The organism is Mameliella sp. MMSF_3455, from assembly GCF_030733205.1.
In the GTDB taxonomy this organism is placed as follows: Bacteria; Pseudomonadota; Alphaproteobacteria; order Rhodobacterales; family Rhodobacteraceae; genus Antarctobacter.
Genome location: NZ_JASHJL010000035.1, coordinates 43443 through 52431 on the forward strand (window position 1 = coordinate 43443; position 8989 = coordinate 52431).

The window sequence follows — 8989 nt, forward strand, 5'->3', positions numbered from 1 at the left end:
GACCCGCAAGGGGCCGCGAGTCCCGCTCCCGACCCGTCAGGGGATCAAGGCCCCCGTCCGGTTGAAGGTCGCCCGGTCGATGCTCAGGTCGTCGTAGATCAGCTCCACCGTCATCTCCTCGACCGAGTTCAGCGGAAAGGCCCGATAGGGCAATGCGTCCGCAGGCATGGCATTGGGTGCGGGACTGTCCTCGTTGCAGTCAGGCAGCGGCCAGGGCTCGGGTTCGGCGCCGTTGATGCCGATGTGGACGGCCACCAGCCCGCAGCGCCAAGACCAGAGGTGCGTGACATAGACCAGGTCCTGGCCATTGAACTCGCGCACCGCGATCCAGTTCGACCGGGTGGCGTTCAGGATCGGCTTGACCTCGACAGCGGTGGTGAACTTGCCCGAGGGCACCTGCTGTTCGGCGGCATAGGGCAGCTCGGGCGGCGGCGCCGGGTCGGCCTCGGCACTGGGCGGCGGCGCCTCCGAGGAGAAGGGCCGCGCCTCGTCGGTTTCGGCCCTGGGGGCCAACGGCGCCTCGGTGATTGCGGCGGCGGGCGGGGCCTCGGCGGTTTCCAGGCGGGCCGTGTCGCCCGGCGCCCCGCTGGCAACGGCAATGACAAGAAGAACAAGATCGAACATCAGGTATTTCCTTCAAAAAACTCCCCGGGGCCTTGCGACTTCCGGCGCCCGTCCGGCACGCCTATAGTTGCGCGCGACAGGCATTGGGCAGGATCATCATGACACGCGAGGGCGCGGCGCCTCAAACCGTAAATGTACTCATCGTGGCCCAGGCCGGGCGGCTCTCCTACGAGGCCGCGCTCTTTGCCGCATCGCTCACGGCACGGGGCGGCCCGGGCTTTCGCCTGATCGTCGCGGAACCCGCCCCCGGCCCGCTCTGGCCCGGCGATCCCGGCATCCACCAACCAGAGATCCGCGCCCTGCTGGAGGATCTGGGCGCCGAGATCCGCCGCTTTGACAGCCGGCATTTCGGCGCCACCTACCCCCATGGCAACAAGATCGAGGCGCTGGAGGTCCTGCCCGAGGGCACGCCCTTCGTCTTTTTCGACACCGACACGCTGATCCTCGACCGGCTGGATCATGTGCCTTTCGATTTCGACCGCCCCACGGCGTCGCTGCGGCGCGAGGGCACCTGGCCGCAGATCGAACTGTACGGACCCGGCTACACGCAGATCTGGAAATCGCTCTATGACCGGTTCGGGCTGGACTTCGCCAGCAGCCTCGACCTCACGCAACCGGACGAATACTGGCGGCGATATCTCTATTTCAACGCCGGCTTCTTCTTTTACCGCTGCCCCCGTGTCTTCGGGCACAGGTTTCGCGACTACGCGCTGTCGGTGCGGGATGATCCGCCGCCGGAACTCGCCTGCCAGAGCCTCGACCCCTGGTTGGACCAGGTTGTGCTGCCGCTGGTGATCCACGGGCTGGGTGGCGGGCGCGACACGCTGCCGCCGGGGCTTCTGGACGGGGACGTGACCTGTCACTACCGGCTATTGCCCCTGCTCTATGCCCGCGAAAGCGACAAGGTGGTCGAAGTGCTGGAAGAGGTGGCCGCGCCGAATCGCATCAAGAAGGTGCTCAAGGGGCATGAGCCCTTCAAGCGGATGATCTACCAGGGCCGCGGCCAGAAGGTGCGCACGCTTTTCGACCGCGGCAACCTGCCCCGCAAGGAACAGGCCATCCGCAACCGCATCAAGCGCGAAGGCTTCTGGATGCGCTGAGCGCAGAATTCCGCTCTCCCATGGCGCCGTCCATGTTACCCTGCCCCTGCGTTCAGGAGGGGCTGTCATGTCACAGGCAATCACGGTGCTGGTGGGCACCAGCAAAGGCTTGTTCCTGCTGCAATCGGATGCGGCACGAGCGGATTGGTCGGTCAGGGGACCGCTTTGCGATGGCTGGGCCATCAACCATGCCATCGGCAACGCCGAGACCGGCACGCTCTGGGCCGGGGGCGGCGGCGAATGGTCTGGCGCCGGGGTCTGGCGCTCTGTCGATGGCGGCGCAAGCTGGGACTTGGTCAAACTGGCCGATGGAACCGTCGACGAATGGATCCGCAACGACCCCGAAACCGCCGCCTTTTTCGGCTCCGAGCCAAAGCCCCCGGCAGAGTTCACCGGCCGGGTCGAGGCGATCTGGTCGCTGGGCCAGGTGGGCGGCAAGCTCTATGCCGGAGCCAAGCCCGCCACGCTGTTCGTCAGCGAGGACGCGGGCGACACCTGGGTAGCAGTCGAGAGCCTGACCGATCACCCCTCTGCCGACAGCTGGCAGCCGGGCGGTGCTGGGCTGACGCTGCACACGATCGTGGGCAGCCCGCAGGACGCGGACAAGATGTGGCTGGGGATCTCCGCCGCCGGGGTCTTTGCGACAGAGGACGCGGGCGGCAGCTGGGAACGGCGCAATCGCCTGTCCAACGCCGAGGCCTGCGGGCATGTGCATCACCCGGCAGGCCCCAAGGACGGTGAGACCGGGCATTGCGTGCACAACATGGTCCGCGCACCGGGCGACCCCGACCTTTTGTACCAGCAGAACCACCACGGGGTCTGGCGGTCGTCGGATGGCGGACGCAGCTGGGACGACATCACGGCGGGCCTGCCGTCGACATTCGGATTTCCCATCGCGGTGCATCCCGGTCAGCCGCGGACGCTCTGGACCCTGCCCCTGAACGGCGACAGCGCCGGGCGGTTCCCGCCCGAGGGCAAGGCGGCTGTCTGGCGCTCCCGCGACGGCGGCGACACCTGGGAGGCATGCCGCGAGGGGCTGCCCGCGGAAAACTGCTTTTTCACCGTGCTGCGTCAGGCGATGGCCACCGACCGGGCGGAGGCACCGGGGGTCTATTTCGGCACCAACTCGGGCTCTGTCTTTGCCTCCTTCGATGAAGGGGACAGCTGGTCCGAGATCGCCCGCCACCTGCCCACGGTGCTTTGCGTGGAAACCGTGACGGCGGCCTGACCGGTCAGCCGTCGCGGTCTTCGGCCCAGGCCGCAAGCGCCGCGCGCGCGACCTGCGTGCCGTGGGTTTCCTGCACGAAATGCCCGGCGTCAGGCAGCATCAGCGGAGGGCGCGAGATCCCGAGGATCTCGTGCATCCGCTGCATCAGCCAGGGCGGGATCAGCTTGTCCTGTTCGCCAACGGCCATGAAGCTGTCACCCCTGAACTCTGACGACCACCAGCGCGCGGCGCGTTTCGAGATCTCGACCCCTTCCATGTGCGGTTCTGTCATGACGAGGAAGGGAAAGCGGCGGGCACCGGCGCGGTAGCGGGCATCCGGAAACGGCGCGGCATAGGCGGCGGCGACGCGCTCGCTCATGCCGGGGACATACTGCTGGAACAGCGTGGCCATGTCGTAATCCGGATCTTCGCCATGCATGCGGCGCCAGGCGTCGAAGCCCTCGGTGCTGCCACCGCCGAGTCCCAGAACCGTGTCCATGACCAGCAGCCTGTCGAACCGGTCGGCCATGTCCGGCGGAATCGTAAGGCCCAGAATGCCGCCCCAGTCCTGCACGACTAGCGTGATCCGCCGCAGGTCCAGCGCCTCGATCAGGGCAATCAGGCTATGGCGATGAAAGTTGAACGTGTAGACCGCATCCTCGACCGGCTTGTCGGATCGGCCAAAGCCGAAGAGGTCCGGGGCGACAACCCGCGCGCCGGTGTCGAGGAAGACGGGGATCATGTGACGGTAGAGAAAGCTCCACGCCGGTTGACCATGCAGGCAGAGAAAGACAGACGCATCCTCGGGACCTTCGTCGATGCGCGCCATGCGCAGCCCCTCATACCCCTTCAGATCGTCGCGATACCTTGGCTGCCACGGAAAATCGGGCAGATCGGCAAATCGGTCCTCTGGCGTGCGGATGGCATCAGGCGTCGGCATGTCGGTTCTCCCCCGGAATATCAAAAGCAGACCCCGCCGGGGCCTGCCCTGTCAACGCCGTCAACGCCGGGGCCATCGCCCTCAGATACGCATGCGCGGCACGTCGTTCGGGTCCAGCCGCAGATCGATCAGCACCGGCTTGGTCCGGGTATCGAGCGTCGAAAGCGCCAGTTCCAGATCATCCGCAGAGCGCACCTCGATTCCCTGCCCGCCCAAGGCGGTGGCGACCTCTGCGAAAGAGGGCCAGTCGAACTCGGTCAGGCTGGGGTCCATCTTGCGGTCGAGGAACTGGATGTGCTCGGCGCCATAGGCAGAGTCATTGGCGAGGATCACGATCAGATCCAGCCCCAGCCGCACGGCGGTGTTGAATTCATTGATACCGCCCATCATGAATCCGCCATCGCCGGTGAACATGACGACGGGCCGGTCCGGCACGGCCAGCCCCGCGCCGATGGCCTCTTGCAGGCCCAGCCCGATGGAGCCGAAATTCGCCGTCACCACGAAGCTGCGCGGATCGGGCGCGGAAATCCGGCACCAGACCTCTGTCATGAAGCGGCCACCATCGGTGACCAGCACCCGGTCCTTGGGCAGAGCCTGTTCCAGCCTGTCGAGCGCGTGGACGTAGTTGACGCATCCCGGCGCCGTCCTGTCGGTGCCCAGCGGATGCGCGGTCAGCGCCTCACCGTCCAGTTCCCTGGTGAAACCGCTGCCGGGGATTTCGGCCTCGTCCAGCCAATACAGTATGGTTTCGGCGGTCAAACCCGCGTCAGCCACCAGCGCCGCGTCGGGGTGGATGCTGCCGCCGATGGCGGTGGCCTCGATGTCCACCTGCACGATGCGCTTGTCCTTCATCAGCTTGCCGCGATCGGAGGTAAACTCATGCAGGCCGGTGCCGAAACAGACGATGCAATCGGATTTCGCGATCAGGTCATAGGCGGCGGGGGTCGAGAGTGTGCCGAAAATGTCCATGTTGTAGGGGTGATCGTTGAACAGGCCCTTCGCCTTGAGCGTGGTGGCCAGCGGTGCCTCCAGCCGGTCGGCCAGCCGGATCAGGGTATCGCGCGCCCCCACGGCCCCGCCCCCGGCCAGGATGATCGGACGGCGGGCCGAGGCGATCATGCCGATGGCCTGATCCAGCGTGTCACCTTCGGCCACGCCGCCCGGGTTGGTAAAGACGCTGAGCGGGCGGCAGTCATGCGCCACCTCCTGCCACATGAAATCGGCGGGCATGTTGAGTACGATGGGACGGCGTTCCACCTGCGCGCGGTAAAAGGCGCGGGCCACGTCGGCGCCAGCGGTTTCCGGTGCGCGCAATTGCACGAAACCGGCGCCGGTGGATTTGACCAGCTCGCGCTGGTCGATGCCCTGCAGGTGGCGCGGGTTGGACACCGGCGTATCGCCCGCCAGCAGCACCATCGGGATATGGCCCCGCACCCCCTCTGTCAGCGCGGTGGTGCAATTGGTCAGCGCGGGACCATGGGTGACAGAGGCCACGCCCACCTGTCCCGAGACATGGGCATAGGACAGGGCCATCAGGACCGAACTGCCCTCATGCGCCGCGGGCACAAAGCGCCCGCCGCAGTCGCGCACGAAACTGTCGACCATGAAGAGATTGGCGTCCCCCATCAGGCCGAACATCGTGGTAATGCCGTGATCGCCCACGGCGCGGGCAATGGACTGGTGGACATGCATCTGTTCGGTCATCGCGCGGCTCTCCTGTGTCTGTCCCGGACTGGATACCGGAGAGAAGATGCGGGTTTCACGCGAATCCGGCGTCACAGTTACGGATTTTGCACCCGATCCACTTCAGGAAAGGTAACCATGCGCGAATCCCGCATGCGCGGCAGTCATGGCATCAAAGATCCGCAGAACGCATCCGGGGCCGCGAAGAAACTGGCCCCCGGCCCGGCAATCGCTTACTCCTGTGCCCGACACATGGAAGGGAGACCATTGAATGACCCAAGACGCGCCCAGCTTCGGCTTTGACACGTTGCAGATTCACGCCGGCGCCCGGCCCGACCCGGCCACCGGCGCGCGGCAGGTGCCGATCTACCAGACCACGGCCTATGTGTTCCGCGATGCCGAACATGCCGCCGCGCTCTTCAACCTGCAGGAAGTGGGCTACATCTACTCGCGACTGACCAACCCGACGGTTGCCGCGCTGCAGGAACGCGTCGCGGTTCTGGAAGGCGGCGCCGGGGCGGTCTGCTGTTCCTCGGGGCACGCGGCGCAGATCATGGCGCTGTTCCCGCTGATGGCGCCGGGGTGCAACGTGGTGGTTTCGACGCGCCTTTACGGCGGCTCGATCACCCAGTTCAGCCAGACCATCAAGCGCTTTGGCTGGTCAGCGAAATTCGTCGATACCGATGACCTTGCCGCCGTCGAGGCCGCCATCGACGACGACACCCGCGCGGTATTCTGCGAGTCGATCGCCAACCCGGGCGGCTACATCACCGACATCGACGCGCTGGCCAAGATCGCCGACAAGGCGGGCCTGCCGCTGATCGTCGACAACACCTCGGCGACGCCCTACCTCTGCCGCCCCATCGAACATGGCGCGACACTGGTGGTGCATTCGATGACCAAGTTCCTGACCGGCAACGGCACCGTCACCGGCGGCGTCGTGGTGGATTCCGGCAACTTCGACTGGTCCGCCAGCGACAAGTTCCCCTCGCTCTCCGCCCCGGAACCGGCCTACCACGGGCTGAAATTCCACGAGACCTTCGGCCCGCTGGCCTTCACCTTTCACGGGATCGCCGTGGGCCTGCGCGACCTTGGCATGACGCTGAACCCGCAAGCGGCACATTACACGCTGATGGGGATCGAGACGCTGAGCCTGCGCATGGCGCGTCATGTCGAGAACGCCGAAAAGATCGCTTCCTGGCTGGAAGGGCACGCCGCCGTCGAGGGCGTGACCTATGCCGGGCTGGAGTCCTCTCCCTACAAGGAGCGCGCCAGCCGGATCTGCCCCAAAGGCGCGGGTGGCCTGTTCACCGTTGCGCTGAAAGGCGGCTATGACGCCTGCGTCAAGTTCGTGGACTCGCTGGAAATCTTCTCGCACGTCGCGAACCTGGGCGATACCCGCAGCCTGGTGATCCACTCGGCCTCGACCACCCATCGCCAGCTGACCGAGGAACAGCAGATTGCCGCGGGCGCGGCACCGAACGTGGTGCGGATCTCGATCGGGATCGAGGATGCGGACGACCTGATCGCCGACCTCGACCAGGCGCTGAACAAGGCCTCTGCCTGAACCGGATCGGCATGAACAAAAACGGCCGCCGCAGGGCAACTGCGGCGACCTCTTGATTTTCAGGGACGGGAAACCGCCTCACTCGCTGACGGAAAAGACCATCGTGACCTCGGCCCGCACCTCGATCTCTCCGGCGGCCACCGGCACGTCGCGGGCAGCCGGTGCCTCTTCCACGACCATCGGTTCCGGTCCGGCGGTGGAACGAACCAGCGGTTCGGCAGTGTCGCGCAGTTCCAGCACCGGGCCCAGGGTCACGCCAGCGGCATCGGCATAAAGCTCGGCCTTGGCGATGGCATCGGCGACCGCGCGGCGGCGCGCCTCGTCCTCGACTTCGCGCGGTTCCTGAACACCGAAGGTCAGGCTTTGCAACTGGTTTGCACCGTCATCCAGGACCGCCGACAACAGCGCGCCGATCCCGTCCATGTCACGGATACGCACGCGGACGGTGTTGGTGGCGTAGTAGCCGACAAAGACGTCCTCGTTGCGATCGCGGTCCCATCGGGTCTGCTCGTTGACGCGCAGCTGGGTGGTCTGGATGTCGCGCGCCTCGATCCCGAGCCCCTTGAGGCGGGACAGGATTGCATCCACCGCCGTCGAGGTTGCGTTCATTGCCTCGACAGCTGTCTTGCCGCGCCCCGTGGCGCCCAGCGATATCGTCGCCATGTCGGGCACCGCGGCGATGCGGGCCTCTCCCGACACGGACAGGCGGCCTTCCGCCGATGCCGCATGCGGCACGCCCAAGGGCAGCGCGAGGGCCAGTATCGTCAAGAATGCTGAAATTCGCATAAAATACCTCACAATCAGCCGGAATCTGCGCTGACTGTCTCGCGAGAGGGGGAAATCGGCAAGAGGGCAACAGCCGCTTTCTTTTCTTCGGCAAAGAGTTGCCCTATATATTTTAGGCACTGCCTTAGGACTCCCGCAGGCAGGGATGGCCTGATAAGACACGCTTCATGATACCAAATTTCGCGCTCTCGCTCTCTTTCGAAGGCATCGCCCTGCTCAGGCGCATGGGCCCCCGATGGGCCCGGATCGACGATGTTCCGCTCGATCATCCGGATTTCGATTCCCGCGTGATTGCCTTGCGCGACCGGGCCGAAAGCCTGGATCCGAGCGGCGCACAGGTGGCCCTGATCATCCCGAACGAGCAGATCCGCTACCTCGACCAGCCAGACCTGGGCGGTGACGAGACGGCGCGCGACCTCGCGATCCGCGCCTCGCTGGACGGCGCGACGCCCTATGCCGTGAACGAGCTGAAATACGACTACGTCGTGACCGACGGGCGCCTGCAGATCGCCGCGGTCGCGATCGAAACACTGGACGAAGCGCAGAGCTTCGCGGTCGAACACGGGTTCGACCCGGTCAGCTTCATGGCACAGGCGCCCGAGGGGGCCTTCGACTCGGCGGTTTTCTTCGGCAAGGCCAAGGGGTGGAGCAAAGCCGCCTCGCGCCCGGCGCGGGCCATCCGCATCGTCGAGGCCGACGAGGCCGCGTTGCAGCCCTTGCCCAAGCCCGACCTCTTTGCCGCTGCCGCGCCGAAACCGCAGGCAGAAAAGCCGGAGACGCCCCCGGCCAAACCTGCACACCCCGAACCCGCGCAATCCGAACCTGCGCAACCCGAAGCGCACAAGCCGGATGCGAAGCCCGCCGCTCCGCAGTCCGCGGCCCCGACACCGGTCGAGAGCGCGCAACCGGCGCCCCCCGAGGCGGCCGCCACAGACACGGCCGCCGAAGCGCCAGCCTCGAAGAGCCCGGCGCCGAGAAACCCGGCCCCAACGCCTGCTCCGGCCCCCGGTGATCAGCCCCGTAAGGCTCCGGCACCCAAAGTGACCGGAGCAGAGCCATCGGTTCCGGCGGCGCCCAAGATC

The 8989-nt window shown here is 66.3% G+C and carries 7 protein-coding genes and 1 pseudogene; 4 read left to right on the forward strand and 4 right to left on the reverse strand.

Annotated elements, in window-relative coordinates; translation table 11 throughout:
- Positions 1-36: 36 nt before the first annotated feature.
- Positions 37-624 carry a hypothetical protein gene (locus tag RBB42_RS20890; protein ID WP_305971505.1) on the reverse strand — a complete coding sequence of 196 codons (588 nt, stop codon included), beginning with the start codon at positions 622-624 and terminating at the stop codon, positions 37-39.
- 98 nt (positions 625-722) lie between these two features.
- On the opposite strand from RBB42_RS20890, the gene RBB42_RS20895 reads away from it, so the two are divergent.
- Both RBB42_RS20895 and RBB42_RS20900 read left to right on the forward strand, forming a co-directional pair.
- Complete coding sequence (locus RBB42_RS20895; protein WP_305971506.1) at positions 723-1724, forward strand: GT-B fold glycosyltransferase domain-containing protein; 1002 nt, start codon at positions 723-725, stop codon at positions 1722-1724.
- Positions 1725-1791: 67 nt separating this feature from the next.
- Positions 1792-2952 carry a WD40/YVTN/BNR-like repeat-containing protein gene (locus RBB42_RS20900; protein ID WP_305971507.1) on the forward strand — a complete coding sequence of 387 codons (1161 nt, stop codon included), beginning with the start codon at positions 1792-1794 and terminating at the stop codon, positions 2950-2952.
- Between the two features lie 4 nt (positions 2953-2956).
- Here the strand turns inward: RBB42_RS20900 and RBB42_RS20905 are convergent, their stop codons facing one another.
- Positions 2957-3871 (reverse strand): haloalkane dehalogenase, encoded by a 915-nt coding sequence (locus tag RBB42_RS20905; protein WP_305971508.1) that lies wholly within the window; start codon positions 3869-3871, stop codon positions 2957-2959.
- Positions 3872-3952: 81 nt separating this feature from the next.
- Positions 3953-5575 carry a thiamine pyrophosphate-binding protein gene (locus tag RBB42_RS20910; RefSeq protein WP_305971509.1) on the reverse strand — a complete coding sequence of 541 codons (1623 nt, stop codon included), beginning with the start codon at positions 5573-5575 and terminating at the stop codon, positions 3953-3955.
- A 250-nt stretch (positions 5576-5825) separates the two neighbouring features.
- Between RBB42_RS20910 and RBB42_RS20915 the strand changes: the two genes are divergently transcribed.
- Positions 5826-7121 (forward strand): O-acetylhomoserine aminocarboxypropyltransferase/cysteine synthase family protein, encoded by a 1296-nt coding sequence (locus RBB42_RS20915; RefSeq protein WP_305971510.1) that lies wholly within the window; start codon positions 5826-5828, stop codon positions 7119-7121.
- Positions 7122-7199: 78 nt separating this feature from the next.
- Here RBB42_RS20915 and RBB42_RS20920 read toward each other — a convergent pair whose 3' ends face one another.
- Positions 7200-7889: an SIMPL domain-containing protein gene (locus tag RBB42_RS20920; RefSeq protein ID WP_305971511.1), complete on the reverse strand. Its 690-nt coding sequence runs from the start codon at positions 7887-7889 to the stop codon at positions 7200-7202.
- A 185-nt stretch (positions 7890-8074) separates the two neighbouring features.
- Here RBB42_RS20920 and RBB42_RS20925 point away from each other — a divergent pair.
- Positions 8075-8989: pseudogene (locus RBB42_RS20925) on the forward strand (hypothetical protein); the annotation flags it as partial.

What these genes read in the sequence shown, in the direction of transcription:
- RBB42_RS20890 (WP_305971505.1), bottom strand. Translation starts at nt 624, where the DNA reads ATGTTCGATCTTGTTCTTCTTGTCATTGCCGTTGCCAGCGGGGCGCCG.
- RBB42_RS20895 (WP_305971506.1), top strand. Translation starts at nt 723, where the DNA reads ATGACACGCGAGGGCGCGGCGCCTCAAACCGTAAATGTACTCATCGTG.
- RBB42_RS20900 (WP_305971507.1), top strand. Translation starts at nt 1,792, where the DNA reads ATGTCACAGGCAATCACGGTGCTGGTGGGCACCAGCAAAGGCTTGTTC.
- RBB42_RS20905 (WP_305971508.1), bottom strand. Translation starts at nt 3,871, where the DNA reads ATGCCGACGCCTGATGCCATCCGCACGCCAGAGGACCGATTTGCCGAT.
- RBB42_RS20910 (WP_305971509.1), bottom strand. Translation starts at nt 5,575, where the DNA reads ATGACCGAACAGATGCATGTCCACCAGTCCATTGCCCGCGCCGTGGGC.
- RBB42_RS20915 (WP_305971510.1), top strand. Translation starts at nt 5,826, where the DNA reads ATGACCCAAGACGCGCCCAGCTTCGGCTTTGACACGTTGCAGATTCAC.